The following is an 18,044-nucleotide window of genomic DNA, read 5'->3' as shown; positions in this document are numbered from 1 at the left end:
GCCGTGATGAACCCCGCCGAGCGCTACGCACTCACCTTCCCGGGCACCCCGGGGACCCAGGCCCCGCAGGACGTCGTGGTGGTCGCCCGCACCGACGCGACCGGCCCGGGCGGTCACCCGGTGTACGAGGACGAGAGCGGGATCGTCCGGGCCGAGATCAGCGACGCGGGCGAGGTCCGGATGCTCGCCAGCGGCGGCCACCAGAGCCCGCACGTGCCGGTGCACGCCCACCCGCTGTCCTGACCGCCCCGGCCGCCCGGGCGGGTGCCGGGAACCTGCGGCGCAACGACCGCCCGTCGGGCACAATCGCGGTATGACCACAGCGAGTTGGCAGGGCGTCGTCATCGCCGAGAGCGACGACACCGTCGTCGTCGAGGGCAACCACTACTTCCCGGCCGGGGCGGTGCGCACCGAGTACCTGCGCCCCTCGGACACCACCACGGTGTGCGGCTGGAAGGGCACCGCCGGCTACTGGACCCTGGAGGTGGACGGGCTGACTAACCCGGACGCCGCCTGGTTCTACGCCGATCCGAAGCCCGAGGCCGAGCACGTGCGCGACCGGGTGGCCTTCTGGAACGGGGTGGAGATCGTCGAGTAGCCGGCCCGGGCCGGCCGTGCCGTCGCCGCCGCGAAAGGGGTACCGGATTCCCATGGCAGTCTTCCGCAGACCGGTCCGCTTCCCCGTGCCGGGCCGCCCCCGGCCGCCCGCCGGGCCCGACCGGGCCGAGGCCGAACTGACCGAGCAACTCGCCGAACTGGTCGAGGAGTCCGAGCAACCCGTCGGCGAGGGCCAGGTCGTCGAGTACACGGCGAAGCAGCGCGGCCGCGGCCGGGCGCTGGTGCTGCAGACCGTCCGGCTGCTCGGTCGTGGCGGCCGGGCCGCCGCCCGGGGAGCGGCCAAGGGCGCCGCGTACGGGGGCAGGGCGCTGACCGAACAGCTGGTGCACACCGCGCCGCGGATCCCGGTGCGCGACCTCGCCACCCTGCGGGCGCAGCACCCGGAGGCGGCCTTCCCGGAGCAGCTGGCCGACCTGCTGGTCACCGGCGCCGTCCGGGCCTCCGGCACGCTCGGCGCGGGCGTCGGCGCGGCGGCGATGCTGCCGGTGCCGCCCGCGATGCCGGTGGAGATCGCGGCCGAGACGCTCGCGGTGGCGGCCGTGGAGATCAAGCTGATCGCCGAGCTGCACGAGGTCTACGGCACCCCGGCACAGGGCACCGCCGCCCAGCGGGCCGGTGCCTACCTCGGCGCCTGGGCCAACCGCCGCGGGATCGACGCGAGCCTGTTGGTGCGGCCCGCCGGCTTCGCCGCGCTGGCGATCAGCTCGGAGGTGCGCCAGAAGGTCCGCCGCCGGTTGACCCGCAGCTCGCTGCGGCACCTGCCGGCGGTGATCCCGATGCTGGTCGGCGCCGGCATCGGCGCCACCATGAACCGTCGCGACACCCGCCGGCTGGCCGACGAGGTGCGCAGGGACCTGCGCGGGCGCCGCCCGGCGGACCGTACCTACTGGACCGTGGCCGCGCCCGCCCTGAAGGGCGAGACGGTGGCGCGCGGCGGGGCGGGGGAGACGGGCGGGAGCGTGGAGGCGGACGGGACGGCCCCGTAGGGCGGGGGAGCAGCGGCACGGCGCGCCGCTGCTCCCTCCCGGAGGTTCCTAGGCCTTCGGCGGAGCCGGTGCGCCCGCGCCCCGGCCGGCCTTGACGCCGTTCACCATCGCCTGGTGGATCGCCCGTGCGGTGGTCTCGTCGGCCGCCGGAACCGGGCTCCCGACGATGGTGTACCAGTCCAGCGCGCCGGTGTACTGGACGGTCAGCCTCGCCTCGCCGTCCACCCAGGTGGTGTGCACGGTGAGGTCGCCGGAGATCGGACCGACCTCGGTGGTGGTCACCCCACCGGGGCCGCTGATGATCGATTGAGTGGTCCAGGTCGCCCACGACGTGCGCGGGTCCGCGGGCGGTCGGGCCTGGCGGTTGCCTTGGTCGTGTTCGGTCATGCGCCTATCCTCCCCCGCGGGTGACTCGCCGCCGGAGCGGCGACACCCGCGGTCGCGGCGACCGCCCGGTCCCACCGGGCGGTCGAGTCGGTACGGCGGACGGTCAGCCGGGCTGGCCGGGTTCGTCCAGCATGGGGGCGCCCTCCGCCTGGGAGGTGTCCTGCGCGTGCAGGTTCTGCATCGAGGGGATGCCCTCCTCGGGGTCCGCGGCGCGGACGTCCTCGTCTTCCTCGGTGCTCACCGTGGACCGGTCGCTCATGTCGGTCATCGCGGGCTCCGTCTCCTCGGCCGGTCCCGGCGCTCGGGGTCGCGCGCGGTGGGGCCGGTGGTGTCTCTTCGCCCTTCCAGCCTGCCTCCGCCCCGGCGCCGGGGCCAGCCGGGTGCCCGGCCGGCCCCCGCGGACGTCTGCGGAACCTCGCGGACCTCGCCCGGTCGTCAGCAGGGAGTCACCGGGCCGTCACCATGCGACGGGCAGCGAGTGCATGCCGTAGATGAACGAGTCGGTGCGGAACGACAGCTCCTCGCGCGGGACGGCCAGCCGCAGCCCGGGCAGTCGCCGGAACAGCGTGGCCAGCGCGATCTGCAGCTCGGCGCGGGCCAGCGGCTGGCCGAGGCACTGGTGCACGCCGAAGCCGAAGGCCAGGTGGCGCCGGGCGTCCCGGTCCAGGTCCAGCTCCTCCACCGGCCGCCGGTCGGCGCTGGCGAACAGCTCCTCGTCCCGGTTGGCGGTGGAGAGCATCGCCATCACGCCCTCACCGGCCCTGATCGTCGTGCCGGCCAGCTCCACGTCCTCCAGCGCCACCCGGGCCACTCCGGTGTGGATGATCGTGAGGTGGCGCAGCAGCTCCTCCACCGCTCCGGGCAGTGTGGCCGGGTCGGCCAGCCTGCCGATCTGCTCCGGCTGCTCCAGCAGCAGGGCGGTGGAGAGCGAGATCATGTTCGCGGTCGTCTCGTGCCCGCCGACCAGCAGCAGGAAGCCGGTGCCGGCGATCTGGCGCGCGGTGAGGTCGTCCCGGACGGCGAGCCGGCTGAGGATGTCGTCCTGCGGCTGCGCCCGCTTGCGGGCCGTCAGCTCCGTCAGGTACTCCAGCATCTCGTCCCGGGCGTCCAGGAGCTGCTGCGGCGAGCTGCTCTGGGTGAGCAGCGCCCGGCTGACGCGCTGGAAGAACTCGTGGTCCTCGTACGGGACGCCGAGCAGCAGGCAGATCACCAGCGACGGGATGGGCAGTGCGAAGTCGGCGACCAGGTCGGCCTCGGTGCGGCCGCCGGTCATCGCGTCCAGCGCCTCGTCCGTGATCCGCTGGATGTCCGGGCGCATCGCCTGGATCCGCTTGACCAGGAAGTCCCCGGTGACCATGCGGCGCAGCCGGGCGTGCTCGGGGTCGTCGAGGTTCAGGAAGCTCGGGTGCTCGGTGATCCGCTCCCGGCTGCCGGCGACCAGCAGCGGGAAGGACGGGTGGCGGATGTCCGAGCTGAACCGGCGGTCGGACAGGATGGCGCGGACGTCGGTGTAGCCGGTGGCGAGCCAACAGGGCTCGCCACCGGGCATGGTGGCCCGGGTCAGCCGGGCGGTGGCGGCTGCCTCGACGTACGCGGGCGGCGGGCCGAACGGGCAGCCGGCCGAGTGCCTGGCCGGGAGGGAGATGGCGGGAGCGGTGGACGAGTTCGTCAAGGCGGGGTCTCCTTGTCTCGCGATGGTTCTCCGGTGGGGGACTGGTGGCTGAGGATGCGTCAGTCGCGTTGTGGCCGAGAGCTGTTGCCCGCTTCCGGCCGAGGATTGCCTAGGCCTGCGCCGGCTCGTCCTCGACCACGGTGATCGCGCCGCCCGGGCAGAGCTGGGAGGCCAGTCTGATGTCACCGAACTGGTCGGGCCGGAAGGAGGTCTGACGAAGCCTCACCAGACTGTCGTCTTCGTCCTGGTCGAAGACCTCGGGAACGTTCAGGACGCACATTCCGGAGCTGCAGCAGCGGTCCCGGTCGACACTCACCCGCATGGTCGGGCACCTCTCGCCAGTGCGCCGCCGGCTGCCCGGCGGCCGCCTCTCGTTGTCATTGCCAACCTAACCGCCGTTGATCCGTCCACGGCGGGTGCGGCGGCGGGATCGTCGAGAATGGCCGATTAGGTTCCCGCCGGAGCCGCCGGGCGGCGAGGCAGGTTTGAACTGACGTACCCCTGACAAGAGTTGGCGTCCCGGCCCGGGCTCCGGCCGGCAGCCCAGGGAGTTCACAGCCCCTCGGCGGCGGCGATCTCCCGTACGGTCGCTACGGTGTCGGCCTCGGCGGCGGCCTTGTCCGGCCGGTAGCGCACCACCCGGGCGAACCGCAGGGCGAGGCCGGCCGGATAGCGGGGGCTGCGCTGCACCCCGTCGAAGGCGATCTCGACGACCAGTTCCGGCCGGACCCGCACCGTCCAGGCGTCCCGTCCGGTCTCCCGGGCCAGCAGCTCGGCGGTCTGCCAGGCGAGCGTCTCGTCGGTCAGGCCCTTGAAGGTCTTGCCGAGCATCACCCACGGGCCCAGCCCCGGCTCGCCCGCCGCCCGGGCGCCCAGGTGCAGGTTGCTGAGGAAGCCGTGGCGCCGCCCGCTGCCCCACTCGGCGGCCAGCACCACCAGGTCCAGGGTGTGCCGGGGCTTCACCTTGATCCAGCCCGCGCCGCGCCGCCCGGCCGCGTACGGGGCCGCCGGGTCCTTCACCAGCACGCCCTCGTGGCCGAGCGCCAGCGTCTCGCGGAAGAAGGCCAGCGCCCGGTCGCGGTCCCCGGTCTCGACCCGGGCCGGCCGCAGGACGTCCGGCACCGCCCCGGCCAGCGCCGCCCAGCGCTCCCGCCCGGGACGGTCCACCAGGTCCTCGCCGTCCCGGTGCAGCAGGTCGAAGAAGCAGGCGTCGAGCGGAGCCCCGGCGCGCAGCCGGGCCGGGTCCTGCCGGGAGGCGATGCGAGCGGCGGTCTCCTGGAACGGGCGCGGCCGGCCGGCCGGACCGAGCGTGATCGCCTCGCCGTCCAGCACCGCCGAGCGCACCGGCAGGGCCAGCACGGCCTCGACCACCTCGGGGACGCGGGCGGTGATGTCCTCCAGGCCGCGGGTGAACACCGCGACCTCCCCGCCCTCCCGGTGCACCTGCACCCGGACGCCGTCCAGCTTCCACTCCACCGCGGCCGGACCGGTGCGCTCCAGCGCCGTGGCCACGTCCGGCGCGGAGGCGGCGAGCATCGGCCGCACCGCCCGCCCCACCTCCAGCCGGAAGGCCGCCAGCGCCGCCTCCCCACCGGTCAGCGCCGCCTGCGCCACCGCGCGGGCCGACCCCCGGAACATCAACGCCCGCCGCACCGCCGCCGCCGGCACCCCGGCCGCCTGCGCCACGGCGTCCCCGACCACCGCGTCCAGCGCCCCCTGTCGCAGGTCCCCGACCAGTACCGCCCGCAGGAACCCCTGCTCCACGGCGGTCGCGCGCGCGAACAGCCCGTGCAGCAGCCGCCGTCGCTCCGTCTGCGCCCCCGCGCCGTGTACCCCGGCGATCCGCTCCAGCTCCCGCTCCACCTCCGGCACCCCGAGCGAGGCCTCCACCGCCGGCTCCGGCAGTCCCCGCAGCGCCGCCGGACCGATCCCGGTCCGCAGCCGCTGCGACTCCCCGGACAGCAGCGCCACCGCCACCGCCCCCTCCAGCGGCCCCGACTCCCGCAGACAGGCGGCCAGCAACCCCGTCTTCGCCCGCCGCCCCGGCTCCGCCGCCACCTCCCGCGACACCAAAGCCAACCGCGTCAACCCCGTCACGCCACCACCACCTCCACGTCCCTCAGCATCCGCCCGCACTCCCACCCCCGCACGACGGCCCCGGCTCCGGCCCGGGCTCTTCCCGGCCCGAGGGCCTGTCTTCAAACTCCCGTCGTCCGCCCGGAGGGCGGGCGGGGCGGCGTTGGGGTGTGTGCGTCGCAAGGCGGAGGTGGGGGCACCTCCCGGCCGAAGGCCGGGGGAGCGTCGCCCCGCAGACGCGAGTTCGAAGACAGGCCCTGGGCCGCAAGGCTCCGCAGTGGCGCGCGGGGGGCACGGTCTTGGCCGGGACGGTGATCACCGGCCGGGCGACGGGGCGTCATGCTGGGGGCTCCCGCCACCCCCTGAGTGATGGAGACCGAGATGAGCGACACCCCCACGACCCGTTGGAGCATCGGTGCGCCCGAGGCCGGTGACTACGCCGCCTGGCGCGAGCTCTTCCGTGGGTACTGCGAGTTCTACCGGGTGCCGATCCCGGAGGAGAAGGCCGAGCTGGTCTGGTCCTGGCTGATGGATCCGGCGCACGAGCTGGCCGGGCTGCTGGCGCGGGACGGGGAGGGCCGGCCGGTCGGGCTCGCGCACTACCGCCCGTTCTCGCGGCCGCTGCACGGGGCCGTCGGCTGCTTCCTGGACGATCTGTTCGTGGCACCGGAGGTCCGGGGCGGCGGGGCGGTGGACGCGCTGTTGGGCCGGCTGCGGGAAATCGCGGCGGAACGCGGGTGGGTCACCGTCCGCTGGATCACCTCCGAGGACAATTACCGGGCCCGTGGCAAGTACGACCAGGTCGCCACCCGGACCAGGTTCGTCACCTACGACATGGCTCCGGAGGAGCCGGCCGGCTGAGGCCGCGGCCCGGCCGCCGGACATTCGTTCGGAATTTCTGTTATCGACGTCCCGCGGGGAGGTCTCCCAAGTGTCGACACCCGACCAGTCGACCCGGAACAGAAAGCGTGGCCACCGTGAACAGCGACGACAGGACGACCATCCTCCCGGCGAGCGGGGGAGGCGCCGGCAGCGACAGCGGGGGCGCGGCCCGTGGCCGCTCCGGCGGCCGGGCGGCGCGGCGCGCTGCCGAGCGGCACGCCGGCCGGGGACGCCGGTCGCGGCGGCGCGGCGGGATCGTGCCGGTCACCGCGGTCGTCGCCGCCGTGGCCGGGACCGGGCTGTTCGCCGCCCTGGCCGGCGCCGGCTACGCGGCGTACGGCGGCAAGCAGGCCGACCGTGACCTGGCGGGCCAGTCGCTGACCGCCGACGCGCTGATCTCCGCGGAGCTGGGCACCCGCGAGGGCATCCAGGTGCCCGGCGCCGGGGGGACGAACCCGGACGTCCCGTCGCCCGCCACCCCCACCGCCGCCGACCCGGCGGCCACCCCGAGTGCCGCGGCCACGTCGACGGCCGCGACTGCTCCGGCCTCGCCGACGGCTTCGGTCGCCGCCACGCCGAGCGGCGTCCCCACTCCCACGGCCGCCGCGGCCAAGGCGACCCCGAGCGCGACCCGCACCGCAGCCGCCGGTCAGACCGCCGCCGGTCAGACCGTCGCCGCCCGGGCCGCTGCGGCCCGGCCGGCGGGCGGGGGCGCGTCCCCGTCGTACGCCCAGCAGGTCGTGGACCTGGTCAACGTCGAGCGCGGCAAGGCCGGCTGCGGGCCGGTCAGCAACGAGCCCAGGCTGGCGAGCGCGGCCCAGTCGCACAGCGACGACATGGCCGACCGCAGCTACTTCGACCACGCCAGCCCCGAGGGCAACCACGCCGACCACCGGATCGAGGCGGCCGGCTACAGCTGGAGCACCTGGGGCGAGAACATCGCCCGCGGCCAGAAGGACCCGGCCGCGGTGATGGAGTCCTGGATGAACAGCCCCGGCCACCGGGCCAACATCCTCAACTGCTCGTTCAAGCAGCTCGGCGTGGGGGTGCGGACCGGTGCCAACGGCCCGTGGTGGACCCAGGTGTTCGCCGCCCCGGCGTGAACCGGCCCTCGTTCGACCCGGTCTGACCGTCGGACCGGGCCGAACGATCCGGTCCGTACGCCCCGGTCCGCCTGGTCCGGCCGGTCCGATTTTCCGATTCCGTGCACATTGTTGTTATCTGATCACTCCCCACGGGTCTCCGAGGAGGCAGCGGCGGACGGATAGACGGCAAGACGGAGTGCGGACCATGAACGCTGATGTGCAGAACAGGAGCGGGACCACCCTGGTACTCGCGGCGCAGGCAGGCGACCGGCAGGCCCGGGAGGCGCTGGTCGCCGCCTGGCTGCCGCTCGTCTACAACGTGGCCGGCCGCGCCCTCGGCGGCCACGCCGACGTGGACGACGTCGCGCAGGAGACCATGATCCGGGCCCTGGACGGCCTGGACGGGCTCCGCGACCCGGAGGCCTTCCGCTCCTGGCTGGTCGCCATCACCATGAACCAGGTGCGCCGTCGGCACACCGCCGGCCAGCAGCAGCCGACCGTCGGCGGCCTGGACGAGACCTGGGAGGTCGCCGACCCCCGGGCCGACTTCACCGACCTGACCATCCTGCGCCTCGGCCTCTCCGGCCAGCGCCGCGAGGTGGCCGAGGCCACCCGCTGGCTGGACCCGGACGACCGCGAACTGCTCGCCCTCTGGTGGCTGGAGGCCGCCGGCGAACTGACCCGCGCCGAACTCGCCGAGGCCCTCGACCTGAGCCCGCAGCACACCGCGGTGCGGGTGCAGCGGATGAAGAAGCAGCTCGAAGCGGGCCGCATCGTCGTCCGCGCGCTCTGCGCCTACCCCCGCTGCCCCGGGCTGACCGAGCTCACCGCGGGCTTCGACGGCACCCCGAACTCGGTCTGGCGCAAGCGCATCGCCCGTCACATCCGGGACTGCGCCGACTGCGGCGGGCTCGGCCGGGACCTGTTCCCGGCCGAAGGGCTGCTGGCCGGCCTCGCCCTGGTGCCGATCCCGCTCGACGCGCCCGTGCTGCTGCACTTCCAGCACACCGCCGCCTCCGTCGCCTCCGCCTCCGCGACGGCCGCCACCGGTGCGGGCTCCGGCGCGGGCGCCGGCGCGCACGCCGGAGCGGGAGGGCACGGCGGTTGGGCCGGTACCGCGGCCCGCAAGGTTGTGCTGGTGAGCGGTGCGGCCGCGGCCGTCGCCGTGACCACCCTCGCCCTGGTCTGGCCGCAGGCTGGTGAGCCGCCGCGGCCGACGCCACCGGAGCCCACCGCCCCGGCCGCGGCCCAGGACGCCCCCACGGCCGCCGCCGCACCCGCCACGCCGGTGCCGACCCCGGTACCCGCGGAGAGCCCGTCACCGACGGCGACGCCCACACCGACGCCGACCGCGACCCGTACCGCCTCCGCGACACCGCTGCCCAACCCGGAGCGCCAACTGGTGGACCTGGTCAACGCCGAACGCGTCAAGGCCGGTTGCGCCCCGCTGCGGATCGACCCCAGGCTGCACGGCTCGGCCCAGAAGCACGCGGACGACATGGCCACCCGCGGCTTCTTCGACCACGTCACCCCGGACGGCGTCCGGACCGAGGCCAGGATCACCGCCGCCGGCTACCGCTGGTCGCAGTGGGGCGAGAACCTCGACCGGGGTCCGACCACCCCGGCCGCCGTCCTCGCCCGCTGGATGGACGGCGGAATCCACCAGTCCAACATGCTCGACTGCGGATTCAAGGACGTCGGCGTCGGCTTCGCCGTGAACTCCGCCGGCACGCCCTACTGGACCCAGGACCTCGGAGCCCCGATGTCCTGAGCCCCACGCGGGGCTACGCGTGGGGCGCGACCGCCACCAGGCCGTCCGCCGACCCGGTCACGTAGCCCGTGGCCTCCCCGAGGACGCCACCCGCGTCACCGACCTGCCCGGGCACCACGTCCGGGGCACTGCTCAGCGGGCCGGGCAGCCCTTCCTGCCCGCCCAGGGCACTGGCGTGCGCACTCGGCGCGGTGAGGGAGGCGACGACACCCACGGCGATCGAGGCCACGGCAAGCATGCTGCGCTTCTTCATGGCCGGTCCAACGACGCTGCGCCGGAAGGGTTACGGCTGGTCCGTGTGCGCCCGCTCACGGGCGGGCGCACACGGGAACGATTGGACGGCCCGCGAGCCGACCGGGACTCTGCCGGGCGGCGGGCGGGCCGTGGGAACCACCATGGCCCCACCCGCCCCTGCCGGTCAGGGGCGTGCGACGCGCGACCGGACGCACGGCGGCGCGCCGGGCGTGCACCAGCAGCCCCAGCCGCGCCGTCAGAGCGTTCCGGAGCCCCGCGCCCCCACGGGCCCGCCCGCCCCTGCGGCCCCACCCTCCGGAGCCGGCGCCCCGGAGACGGGCGCTCCGGGGACGGACGCCGCGGGCACCTGGCCCCCCGGAGTCGCCCCCGCCTGCCCCGCCTGCCCCACGGGGCCCACCACCCAGTCCGGATGCCCGGGCATCGGCGGCGTCCGCAGCCCGTACAGCCAGTCGTCGAGGAAGCCCCGCAGGTCCTGCCCGGAGACCGCCGAGGCCGTCCGCACATAGTCCTCGGTGGTCGCGTTGCCGTACCGGTGGGTGTCCAGGAAGACGCGCTCGATCCGCTCGAAGGCCGCCGCCCCGACCTTCTCCCGCAGCGCGAACAGCACCAGCGCGCCGCCCTTGTACCGCTGGCCGCCGAAGAGGTCGGCGGCGGTGGGGGAGGCGACCGGCCCGGAGTCGTGCCGCCACTGGTCGCCCAGCCCGTAGAGCAGGCGCATCCGGTCGGTCAGCGTGGTGCTGCCGTCGGCCTCCGGCCACCCGTGCTCGTAGCGGTACACCAGTTCGTAGAACTCGGCGTGGCCCTCGCTCAGCCAGAGGTCGGACCAGCGGGCGGGGGAGACGCTGTTGCCGAACCAGGAGTGGACCACCTCGTGCATCATGTGCGAGCCGATCGCCGGCTCCGCCTGCCGCAGGAAGTTCGGCTTGTAGAGGGTGAGCGTCTGGGTCTCCAGTCCGGTGAAGGCGAACGCGGCCGGATCGTCCGTGTTGGCCGGCAGGAGCCCGTACGTCTCGAACGGGAACGGCCCCAGGTGGGCCTCCGCCCAGGCGAGTTGGCCGGGGGTGAGGGCGAGCGCGGGTTCCAGCTCGGCGGCGCGGGCGGTCGGCACGACGTCGCGCAGCGGCAGGCCGTGCGGGCCGGTGCGCTCGCGCACGGTGTAGTCGCCCACGGAGACCTGGACCAGCTCGGTGGCCATCGGCTCGCGGGAGACGTACCGGCGGGTGGTGCGGCCGTCGCCGAGTCGCTCGGTGGCCGTCAACTCCCCGTTGGCGACGCCCAGGAGGGCATCGGGGGCGGTCACCGCGATGGTGAACCGGGCCTTGTCGCTCGGGTGGTCGTCGCACGGGAAGACGGTGTGCGCGCTCTTCGGCTGGCCGGCCACTGCGAAGCCGTCCGGGGTGGGGACCCAGCCGGTGTGCGGCAGTCGGGCCCGCGGGTCGGCGGTGTACTCGACGGTCAGCCGGGTGACGGCGCCCGGGAGGAACGGCCTGGCCGGGGTGACCGTCAGCTTCTCGTCGTGGGTCGCGAAGCCCGCCGCCCGCCCGTCGACCCGGACGTCGCGCACGGTCAGCCCGAGCGCGTCCAGCTCCAGCCGGGCGAGGACGCGGTCCGGCCGTACGGTGAGCACGGCCGTGCCGTCCACCGTCCGGGTGTCGGCCCGGTAGTCGAAGGCCAGGTCGTACCGGAGCGCCCGGTACCCGGTGTTCCCGAGCGAGGGGAAGACCGGATCGCCCAGCCCGCCGGTGGCGCCGGCCGTCGGCGCGCTCGCGGACAGCAGCGCCGCACCGAGCGCGAGCGACAGTGCGAGACCTGCGCGAGGTCGGAGCGAACGGACCCTGAACAGAAGGGACTTGGACAAGGGTGATCACCGCGCTTCACGGGCGGGAGCGGAGGCGGGGAGCCGCCGGGACGGGAGAGCCTGGCCACGGATGCTAGTGGACCGCCGGGCCGCCCCGGGCGTGATCGGGGCGATTCCGGCGACACACCGTGCTCCCCCGGACGGCGTACGGTGATGGCGGCGCCCCCGCCCGCGGTCTAAGGTCAGTAGTGCATCGTCCCCTGACGGACGAGCCACGGCCGTCGGAAAACCTGGCCAGGTCCGGCGGCCGTACTTCTCTGCCCTGACGCCCTTCCCTCCCTGACGCAGCCCGTAGGCTGGCTGTCCGAGGATGCCCGCGCACCGGATGTCAGGAGCCGCCGTGACCAGCCCCGCTTCGCCCGTTCTGGTGATCGGCGAGTGCGTCGCCGACATCGTCCGATCGGGTGCGGCCCCGGACCGGGTGCACCCCGGCGGCAGCCCCGCGAACGTCGCCTACGGCCTGGCCCGGCTCGGCCGACCGGCCACGCTGCTCACCGAGCTGGGGCCGGACGCCAACGGCCGGCTGATCCGGCGGCACCTGGAGTCGGCGGGCGTGCGGGTGCGGGCGGCCGAGGTCGACCGGACGCCCTCGGCGGTGGTGGAACTGGACGGGCAGGGGCGGGCCCGCTACACCTTCGACATCCGCTGGACGCTCCCGCCCGCCGAACCCGCCGAGCCGCCCGCCGCGATCCACCTCGGCTCGATCGCGGCCGTCACCGAGCCCGGCGCCGCTTCGGTGCGGGCGCTGGTGGAGCGCTGGCGCGGGCGGGCGCAGATCAGTTACGACCCGAACGTGCGCCCGGCGCTGATGGGCGACCGGGCGGAGGCCGTCCGCCGGGTCGAGCGCTGGGTGGCGCTGAGCGACCTGGTCAAGGCCGGCGACGAGGACCTGGCCTGGCTCTACCCGGGTGAGCGGCCCGAGGCGGTCGCCGAGCGCTGGCTGGCGCTCGGCCCCGCCACCGTCGCGGTGACCCTGGGCGCCGAGGGCGCGTTCGTCCGCACCGCCGACGGGGGCCGCGCCGAGGCCGCGGCCCGCCCGGTGCCGGTCGCGGACACCGTCGGCGCCGGCGACTCCTTCATGGCCGCCTTCCTGCACGCCCGCGCGGCCGGCGCCGGCCTGGCGACCTGTCTCGCCCACGCGGTGACGGCGGCCGCGCTGACCGTCTCCCGCCCGGGCGCCAACCCGCCCTCGGCGGCCGAACTCGCGGCCGCGCTGACGGCCGGGCCGCGGCCCCGCCCCGAGGCGGGTGTCGACTAGTCGGGCTCAACCTCCCTGCTGGGCAAGGGCGGTGAGATCCTTCCCGTACCAGACCTGGGCGTACGGGCCGCTGCTGTAGGCGGGGATCTCCCGGTACCCGTTGCGCAGGTAGAGCGCGCGGGCCTCGACCAGGTCGAGGCGGGTGTCGAGGACGATCCGGTCCGCGCCCAGGGAGCGGGCGGCCCGGTCGACGGCGGTCAGCAGTGCGGTGCCGCCGCCGGTGCCGCGCAGGCCGGGGCGGACGAAGACCCGGGTGAGTTCGGCGGTGGTGGCGTCGAGTCGCCGCAGGCCGGCACAGGAGTGGGCGACGCCGTCGTGGCGGCCTATCAGGAAGAGGCCGCTCGGGGCGGCGAGGTCGTCGCTGGGGGAGCCGGCGAGGCCGGACTCCAGCTCCTCGGGGGTGCCCTCCCGGTCGAAGTGCAGGCGGTAGTAGCGGTTGGCCACGTCGTAGTAGTACTCGCGCAGCAGGTCCAGGGCCTCGGGAGTGGTCACGTCGGCCGTTGCGACGGTCCAGGAGCCTGAGCGGTGCTGCGCGCTGTTCGTCATGCGCGCATGATCCACTTCACGGCGCCGTCGTCGCAATCGGTTTTCCCGGCGGCCCCGTCCGTTCGTCCGCCCCGTCCGCACGCCCTGCCGCTCGCCACCCGATCGCCCGCCGCCCGGGCAAAGGAACGGCAAGGCCCCCGGTGCGTCGTTGCCCCGCGCGAGTGACGAGGGGGTTGGCGGTGGTGCACGGCGGGGGAGCAGTGCAGCCATGAACAGACCATCAGTTTGTCGTACTAGCGGGGATTTGAGGGGAAGTCAGCGGGGGTGGACCGGCGCACGGACCGGCCTGCTGGCCGCCGTCTGCCTCTCCGCCGTCCTCGCCGGCTGCGCCGCTCCGGCCGGACCGAAGCCGGCCCCGGCCGTCGACGGGAACGCGAACGCGGCGCCCGTCGCCGAGATCGCCGGCCAGGGCCCCGACCACGCGGGCGCCCCGCCCGTGGCGCCGCCCCGGCTGCCCGGCGTGGCCGGCAAGGAGGAGGAGAACGGCGGCGAGGCCACGGCCGATCAGGAGGAGGCCGCCCGGCGCTGGGGCCTGGAGCGCCCGCCGCTGAAGGCCCCGCCCCGCCCGACGACCAGGGTCGAGCTCACCCAGGGGCAGGGCGTCAAGCTCGCGGACGGCCGCCCGCCCGTCGTCTACCGGGTCCCGACCGACGACAAGGTGGTCTTCCTGACCGTCGACGACGGGGACGAGAAGGACCCCGAGTTCTCCCGGATGGCCCAGGAGCTGGGCATCCCGCTCAGCACCTACGTCTCCGACTACCTCGTCCGCGAGAACTACGGCTACTTCCGCGACCTGCACGCCCAGGGTGTGGAGATCAACAACCACACGATCAACCACCGCAACCTGAAGGTCCTGGACTACGAGACCCAGCACGAGGAGATCTGCAACCAGCAGGACCAGCTGGAGCAGCAGATCGGCGTCCGCCCCCGGCTGTTCCGGCCGCCGTACGGCGAGTACAACGACGACACCCTGCGCGCGGCGGCCTCCTGCGGGGTGCAGGCGGTGCCGCTGTGGAACGAGGAGGCCTTCCCGGACCACATGGAGTGGCGCTACGACGACCAGAAGTTCCACCCGGGCGACATCATCCTGACCCACTTCCGGGGCGTCGACATCTGGAATGCCTCCATGCCGGACCTGCTGCGCAAGGTCGTCGACGACGCCACCGCGCAGGGGTTCGCGCTGGCGCGGCTGGACGACTACCTGTAGCGGCCGCCGGTCGTGGGCGGCTCAGCCGAGCGAGAGGGCGTCGAGGTACACCCAGGCGCCCTCGTGCCGCACGAAGCGGCTGTTCTCGGTGAGCACGCCCTGCTCCCCGCCCTCGGTCCAGTGCGCCCGGAAGGCGACCGTGCCCTCCGCGTGGAACGCGCCGCCCTCGGTGGTGGCGACCACCTCCAGCCCGGTCCAGCGCAGCCCCGGGTCGAAGTCGACCTCGGCGGGCCGGGTGTCCGGGTGCCAGGTGCGCAGCAGGTACGCCTCGTCCTGTGCGGCGAAGGCGCTGAACCGGGAGCGCATCAGGGACTCGGTGGTGGTGGCCGCCGTCTGGCCCCGGTGCAGTCGGCCGCAGCAGTCGCCGTAGGTGGCGGGCAGGCCGCACGGGCAGGGGGAGGAGGGCAGCAGCCGGGGCGCGGCGGTGCGGGGCGCGGAACGACGTCGGGACATGCCGCCCATTGTCCCCCACGCGTCGGGCGGCTCCCCTTCCGCCCCGTGCACGACGGGAACGGGCCTGCTCCTCGGCGCGCCGAGGAGCAGGCCCGTCCGCGCTCGGTGGCGAGGAGCCCGTGCTCAGGAGCCGGCGGCGCCGAACCAGGTGCGCAGCGCCCGGTCCATCCCCTCCCGGTCCGCCCGGTCGGGCTCGGTCGCCCAGGCGACGTAGCCGTCGGGGCGCAGCAGCAGTGCGCCGGCCGGCGGTCGGGAGCAGTCGGCCGTGACGAGGTCCACCCGGTCCTTCCAGCCCGCCGCCGGGCCGGCGAGGTCGAGCTTCCCGCCGGTGAGGTCGATGAGCAACGGGCGCCCGGTTCGGGCGAGTTCGGCGATCCGCACCTCGCCGTCCGACGTGGTCGCCGAGATTTCCGGCACGAACTGTCCGGCCAGCGGGTGCGGGCAGTCGACGTCGTAGCGGATGTCGCTGCCGGCCAGCAGCGCGGCGATCCGGCCGAGGTTGTCGGGGTGTGCCAGCAGTTCGCCGAAGAGGGCGCGCACCGCGGTGGTCCCGGGGCCGGGGGCCATCAGCGCGGTCTGGGCCTGGGAGTGCATGAACACCCGCTGTCCGACCGGGTGGCGCTCGCGCTGGTAGCTGTCGAGCAGGCCGGCCGGGGCCCGGCCGCGCAGTTCGGCGGCGAGTTTCCAGCCGAGGTTGGCGGCGTCCTGGAGGCCGAGGTTGAGGCCCGGGCCGCCGGTCGCGGCGTGCACGTGGGCGGCGTCGCCGACCAGCAGCACGCGGCCGTCGCGGTAGCGCTCGGCGAGCCGGGTGTTGTGGCCGACGGTGCGGCGCGGGGTGAACGGCCCGGCGGTGCGGGCCGGTGCGAGCGGCAGGTCGGCGCCGGTCACCCGGCGGATGCTGGCGCGCAGCTCGTCCAGGGTGAGCGGGGTGTCCTGGTCCACCGGCGGACCGCCCCACTCCATGGTGGCGATCATGACGGCGCCCGGGTCGAACGGGGAGATGACGAACACGCCGTGGTCGGTGCGGGTGTGGGTGTACGTGCGGAACGGGGTCGGGCAGCCCGGCAGCAGCACCTCGCCGCTGTCGGTGGTGCGCAGCCCTTCGGGCGGCCGCACGTGCGCGACGCGGGAGACCGGGTCAGTCGCGGTGATGCCGGGGAAGCCGATTCCGGCGAGCTTGTGGACGGTGCTGCGGCCGCCGTCCGCGCCGACCAGGTAGCGGGCGCGCAGCCGCTCGGCGCCGTCGGGGCCGTGGACGTGGACGGTCACCCCGGTCCGGTCCTGGTCGAAGCCGGTGACCTCGTGGTCGCGGCGCACGGTGACGCCCAGCGCGCGGACGTGTTCCTCCAGTACCTCCTCGATCCGGTGCTGGGGCACGGGCGCGGCGTGCAGCGGGTTCCGGTCGAGCCGGTCCAGCTCCAGCGGGAAGGCGCCGAACACGAAGCGCGGTATGGGCCGCGGCGCGCCCGGGAGGCCGCTGAGCGGCTGGTGCAGGCCGCGGTGGTCGAGCAGCCGGAGCACCTGGCCGACCAGGCCGTTGGCCTTCTGCTCGCCCGAGCGAGCGGGGAGCCGGTCCAGCACCACCGGCCGGACTCCGGCCAGTGCCAGCTCGCCGGCCAGGAACAGCCCGACCGGTCCTGCGCCGACGATGACGACGTCGTTGGTCATATCGAGATCCCCCTCGGATGTGGTGGGTTCACGCCTGTGACGGGTCCGGCAGTCCGGCCGCCAGCTGCCGCAGCGCTTCGGTGAACAGCGGCTGGAACGGCACCACCGGGTCGGCGGTCAGGTAGTGCTCGTTGGCGACCTGCAGCGCGGAGAGGGCGGCCGAGGCGACCAGCTTCGGGTAGAGGTCCCGGTCGGCGTCGGTCCCGGTCCGGGCGGCCACCGCCGCCGCCAGCTCGGTCCGGACGGCCGCGCCGCCGCGGATCAGTTCGGCCTGGAGAGCGGGCTCGCGCAGAAGAAGCCGTACGGCGGCGGTCCACCGCGGGTCGGGCCCCTCCGGCGCGCCGACGTACGGTGCGACGAGCGAGTGGGTGAGCGCCTCCCACAGCGGTTCCTCCGCCGGGCGGCCCCGCAGCGCCTCGGCGGCCCGCAGGATCCGGTCGCGGTGCCGGGAGACGATCGCCTCGGCCTTGCTGGAGAAGTAGTTGTTGTAGGTGCGCGGGGACACCCCGGCCGCCGCCGCGATGTCCTCCACCCGGACGTTCTCCAGCCCCCGTTCCACCGCCAGGCGCAGGGCCGCCCAGCCGAGTGCCTCCCGCGTCGCGGCCTTCTTCCGTTCCCGTAGCCCGGGCTGACCGTTCGTCACGGGCACCACTGTTCCGCAGAAGGTGCGCGCTGCGCAATAGTGCGTGGCGCGCAAGTTTTTCCCGGCCGTACGGCCTGTGGCGAGCCGCCCGCCACCTGCGGTTTGTCGCTGGTAGTAGTTGCGTGGTCGCGGAGCGATCCCCGTCGGGAGCCCGACCCCGCAGGCTTTCCGGCGGGACGACTCGACAGGACTGGAGGAGCGGTCATGGGTGGCAGACAGCGTCCGCCGAGAGCGCGGACCCCTCGTCAGGGCAGGCCCGCCGGGGCCGGTGCCCGGGCGAACTCCCGGGCGGCGTTCGCCCGCATCGAGGGGTTCCTGGCCTGGGAGGCGGAGGTCGCGGCGGCCGAGCGGGACGCCCGCGCGTTCGCCGCGCAGTTCCCCTGGCTGCCGGCGGCGGAGCGGGAGAGCCTCGAACAGGCTTACACCGCCGACCGGTTGCGCTACGCCGAGGAGGTCGTCGACCGCGCGGTCGAGCGCTGCCGCCGGTTGGCCGCCCGGTACCGCGTCGAGTGCCGCCGGATCTGCGCCCGCTGGGCGGCGCTCTGCCTCTCCGTCACCGTGGCGGCGGCGCTGTTCGCCGTGGTCCCGGCCGTGTTGCGGGGTTGAGCGGGCCTTCGGCCCACGGGCCGAGGGGGACGACGAGGGCCCGCTGCGCCGTTGCCGGTGCAGCGGGCCCTTT

At 75.1% G+C, this 18,044-nt stretch carries 20 protein-coding genes; 9 read left to right on the top strand and 11 right to left on the bottom strand.

From position 1 onward, the window contains the following. Nucleotides 1-6 precede the first annotated feature (6 nt). The 3 genes from ACGF13_RS36370 (at nt 7) to ACGF13_RS36360 (ending at nt 1,604) form a co-directional block, all read left to right on the top strand. A complete protein-coding gene (locus ACGF13_RS36370) occupies nt 7-243 on the top strand; it encodes a DUF6296 family protein (protein WP_392883556.1) in 237 nt (78 codons plus the stop codon). Nucleotides 244-313: 70 nt separating this feature from the next. Beyond that, the gene (locus tag ACGF13_RS36365) at nt 314-598 is read left to right on the top strand and encodes a DUF427 domain-containing protein (protein WP_392883554.1); all 285 of its coding nucleotides are present in this window, start codon (nt 314-316) and stop codon (nt 596-598) included. A gap of 52 nt (nt 599-650) precedes the next feature. Beyond that, on the top strand, nt 651-1,604 hold the full coding sequence (locus ACGF13_RS36360) for a hypothetical protein (protein WP_392883553.1): 954 nt from the start codon (nt 651-653) through the stop codon (nt 1,602-1,604). A gap of 48 nt (nt 1,605-1,652) precedes the next feature. On the opposite strand, the gene ACGF13_RS36355 is transcribed toward ACGF13_RS36360, so the two are convergent. From ACGF13_RS36355 to ACGF13_RS36335, 5 genes are all read right to left on the bottom strand, one after another. Beyond that, nucleotides 1,653-1,991, bottom strand: coding sequence for a hypothetical protein (locus ACGF13_RS36355; RefSeq protein ID WP_392883551.1), 339 nt, complete (start codon nt 1,989-1,991; stop codon nt 1,653-1,655). A gap of 103 nt (nt 1,992-2,094) precedes the next feature. Beyond that, nucleotides 2,095-2,259 carry a hypothetical protein gene (locus ACGF13_RS36350; protein WP_392883550.1) on the bottom strand — a complete coding sequence of 55 codons (165 nt, stop codon included), beginning with the start codon at nt 2,257-2,259 and terminating at the stop codon, nt 2,095-2,097. Between the two features lie 189 nt (nt 2,260-2,448). Beyond that, entirely contained in the window at nt 2,449-3,663 is a 1,215-nt protein-coding gene (locus ACGF13_RS36345) for a cytochrome P450 (RefSeq protein WP_392883548.1), read from the bottom strand. 109 nt (nt 3,664-3,772) lie between these two features. After that, complete coding sequence (locus ACGF13_RS36340) at nt 3,773-3,985, bottom strand: ferredoxin (RefSeq protein WP_392883547.1); 213 nt, start codon at nt 3,983-3,985, stop codon at nt 3,773-3,775. 230 nt (nt 3,986-4,215) lie between these two features. Further along, nucleotides 4,216-5,760 carry an ATP-dependent DNA ligase gene (locus ACGF13_RS36335; RefSeq protein ID WP_392883546.1) on the bottom strand — a complete coding sequence of 515 codons (1,545 nt, stop codon included), beginning with the start codon at nt 5,758-5,760 and terminating at the stop codon, nt 4,216-4,218. A gap of 360 nt (nt 5,761-6,120) precedes the next feature. Here ACGF13_RS36335 and ACGF13_RS36330 point away from each other — a divergent pair, with 360 nt between their 5' ends. The 3 genes from ACGF13_RS36330 to ACGF13_RS36320 all read left to right on the top strand — a co-directional run bounded on the left by ACGF13_RS36330 (nt 6,121) and on the right by ACGF13_RS36320 (nt 9,477). Further along, nucleotides 6,121-6,600: a GNAT family N-acetyltransferase gene (locus ACGF13_RS36330; RefSeq protein ID WP_392883544.1), complete on the top strand. Its 480-nt coding sequence runs from the start codon at nt 6,121-6,123 to the stop codon at nt 6,598-6,600. 116 nt (nt 6,601-6,716) lie between these two features. Next, on the top strand, nt 6,717-7,724 hold the full coding sequence (locus ACGF13_RS36325) for a CAP domain-containing protein (protein ID WP_392883543.1): 1,008 nt from the start codon (nt 6,717-6,719) through the stop codon (nt 7,722-7,724). Nucleotides 7,725-7,911: 187 nt separating this feature from the next. After that, nucleotides 7,912-9,477 (top strand): sigma-70 family RNA polymerase sigma factor, encoded by a 1,566-nt coding sequence (locus ACGF13_RS36320; protein ID WP_392883542.1) that lies wholly within the window; start codon nt 7,912-7,914, stop codon nt 9,475-9,477. Between the two features lie 13 nt (nt 9,478-9,490). On the opposite strand, the gene ACGF13_RS36315 is transcribed toward ACGF13_RS36320, so the two are convergent. Beyond that, complete coding sequence (locus ACGF13_RS36315) at nt 9,491-9,730, bottom strand: hypothetical protein (protein ID WP_392883540.1); 240 nt, start codon at nt 9,728-9,730, stop codon at nt 9,491-9,493. Between the two features lie 237 nt (nt 9,731-9,967). After that, the gene (locus ACGF13_RS36310) at nt 9,968-11,590 is read right to left on the bottom strand and encodes a M1 family metallopeptidase (RefSeq protein WP_392883539.1); all 1,623 of its coding nucleotides are present in this window, start codon (nt 11,588-11,590) and stop codon (nt 9,968-9,970) included. Between the two features lie 340 nt (nt 11,591-11,930). On the opposite strand from ACGF13_RS36310, the gene ACGF13_RS36305 reads away from it, so the two are divergent. Next, the gene (locus ACGF13_RS36305) at nt 11,931-12,848 is read left to right on the top strand and encodes a carbohydrate kinase (RefSeq protein WP_392883538.1); all 918 of its coding nucleotides are present in this window, start codon (nt 11,931-11,933) and stop codon (nt 12,846-12,848) included. 6 nt (nt 12,849-12,854) lie between these two features. Here ACGF13_RS36305 and ACGF13_RS36300 read toward each other — a convergent pair whose 3' ends face one another. After that, nucleotides 12,855-13,394 (bottom strand): GNAT family N-acetyltransferase, encoded by a 540-nt coding sequence (locus ACGF13_RS36300; protein WP_392883537.1) that lies wholly within the window; start codon nt 13,392-13,394, stop codon nt 12,855-12,857. A gap of 244 nt (nt 13,395-13,638) precedes the next feature. On the opposite strand from ACGF13_RS36300, the gene ACGF13_RS36295 reads away from it, so the two are divergent. Further along, nucleotides 13,639-14,601 (top strand): polysaccharide deacetylase family protein, encoded by a 963-nt coding sequence (locus ACGF13_RS36295; RefSeq protein WP_392883536.1) that lies wholly within the window; start codon nt 13,639-13,641, stop codon nt 14,599-14,601. 21 nt (nt 14,602-14,622) lie between these two features. On the opposite strand, the gene ACGF13_RS36290 is transcribed toward ACGF13_RS36295, so the two are convergent. From ACGF13_RS36290 to ACGF13_RS36280, 3 genes are all read right to left on the bottom strand, one after another. Next, nucleotides 14,623-15,054, bottom strand: coding sequence for a YchJ family protein (locus ACGF13_RS36290; protein ID WP_392883535.1), 432 nt, complete (start codon nt 15,052-15,054; stop codon nt 14,623-14,625). A 123-nt stretch (nt 15,055-15,177) separates the two neighbouring features. Then, on the bottom strand, nt 15,178-16,722 hold the full coding sequence (locus tag ACGF13_RS36285) for an FAD-dependent monooxygenase (RefSeq protein WP_392883534.1): 1,545 nt from the start codon (nt 16,720-16,722) through the stop codon (nt 15,178-15,180). A 28-nt stretch (nt 16,723-16,750) separates the two neighbouring features. Further along, complete coding sequence (locus tag ACGF13_RS36280) at nt 16,751-17,365, bottom strand: TetR family transcriptional regulator (protein WP_392883532.1); 615 nt, start codon at nt 17,363-17,365, stop codon at nt 16,751-16,753. Nucleotides 17,366-17,569: 204 nt separating this feature from the next. On the opposite strand from ACGF13_RS36280, the gene ACGF13_RS36275 reads away from it, so the two are divergent. Then, complete coding sequence (locus ACGF13_RS36275; protein WP_392883530.1) at nt 17,570-17,971, top strand: cytochrome C oxidase subunit I; 402 nt, start codon at nt 17,570-17,572, stop codon at nt 17,969-17,971. Nucleotides 17,972-18,044: the final 73 nt, after the last annotated feature.

It is taken from the genome of Kitasatospora sp. NPDC048286 (assembly GCF_043201735.1).
In the GTDB taxonomy this organism is placed as follows: Bacteria; Actinomycetota; Actinomycetes; order Streptomycetales; family Streptomycetaceae; genus Kitasatospora.
This window is presented reverse-complemented; position numbering and strand designations above follow the sequence as displayed.

Excerpts from the sequence above, each read along its gene's own strand:
- ACGF13_RS36370 (WP_392883556.1), top strand. The coding sequence starts at position 7 with ATGAACCCCGCCGAGCGCTACGCACTCACCTTCCCGGGCACCCCGGGG.
- ACGF13_RS36365 (WP_392883554.1), top strand. The coding sequence starts at position 314 with ATGACCACAGCGAGTTGGCAGGGCGTCGTCATCGCCGAGAGCGACGAC.
- ACGF13_RS36360 (WP_392883553.1), top strand. The coding sequence starts at position 651 with ATGGCAGTCTTCCGCAGACCGGTCCGCTTCCCCGTGCCGGGCCGCCCC.
- ACGF13_RS36355 (WP_392883551.1), bottom strand. The coding sequence starts at position 1,991 with ATGACCGAACACGACCAAGGCAACCGCCAGGCCCGACCGCCCGCGGAC.
- ACGF13_RS36350 (WP_392883550.1), bottom strand. The coding sequence starts at position 2,259 with ATGACCGACATGAGCGACCGGTCCACGGTGAGCACCGAGGAAGACGAG.
- ACGF13_RS36340 (WP_392883547.1), bottom strand. The coding sequence starts at position 3,985 with ATGCGGGTGAGTGTCGACCGGGACCGCTGCTGCAGCTCCGGAATGTGC.
- ACGF13_RS36330 (WP_392883544.1), top strand. The coding sequence starts at position 6,121 with ATGAGCGACACCCCCACGACCCGTTGGAGCATCGGTGCGCCCGAGGCC.
- ACGF13_RS36320 (WP_392883542.1), top strand. The coding sequence starts at position 7,912 with ATGAACGCTGATGTGCAGAACAGGAGCGGGACCACCCTGGTACTCGCG.
- ACGF13_RS36315 (WP_392883540.1), bottom strand. The coding sequence starts at position 9,730 with ATGAAGAAGCGCAGCATGCTTGCCGTGGCCTCGATCGCCGTGGGTGTC.
- ACGF13_RS36300 (WP_392883537.1), bottom strand. The coding sequence starts at position 13,394 with ATGACGAACAGCGCGCAGCACCGCTCAGGCTCCTGGACCGTCGCAACG.
- ACGF13_RS36290 (WP_392883535.1), bottom strand. The coding sequence starts at position 15,054 with ATGTCCCGACGTCGTTCCGCGCCCCGCACCGCCGCGCCCCGGCTGCTG.
- ACGF13_RS36285 (WP_392883534.1), bottom strand. The coding sequence starts at position 16,722 with ATGACCAACGACGTCGTCATCGTCGGCGCAGGACCGGTCGGGCTGTTC.
- ACGF13_RS36275 (WP_392883530.1), top strand. The coding sequence starts at position 17,570 with ATGGGTGGCAGACAGCGTCCGCCGAGAGCGCGGACCCCTCGTCAGGGC.